1 tRNA gene is annotated in these 297 nt (G+C 46.1%); it reads left to right on the top strand.

The features are described from left to right. The first annotated feature begins 50 nt into the window (after window positions 1-50). A tRNA-Ala gene (locus tag MRBLMU1_RS25525) sits at window positions 51-126 on the top strand. Window positions 127-297: the final 171 nt, after the last annotated feature.

Raw genomic sequence — 297 nt, forward strand, 5'->3', positions numbered from 1 at the left:
TGGTTCGAGTCCAACCAGCCCTACCAGTTTTACCCTAGTAGTAAATCTCAGGGGGATTAGCTCAGCTGGGAGAGCACCTGCTTTGCAAGCAGGGGGTCGTCGGTTCGATCCCGTCATCCTCCACCAAAGGTTCACATAAAAGCGCAAACGTAAGCCATTAGAGGTTTAGGTTTGATCTTTTAGAGATCAAGTGCTGTACGTTCTTTAACAATCTGGAAGAAGTAAGTAAATTTTTATTGATCGCAAACGCCGACAGGCGGGTGCGATGGGTAATGATTGTATGTATCAACAAACGCA

This window comes from Burkholderia sp. LMU1-1-1.1 (assembly GCF_040675865.1).
Lineage (GTDB): Bacteria > Pseudomonadota > Gammaproteobacteria > Burkholderiales > Burkholderiaceae_D > Rugamonas.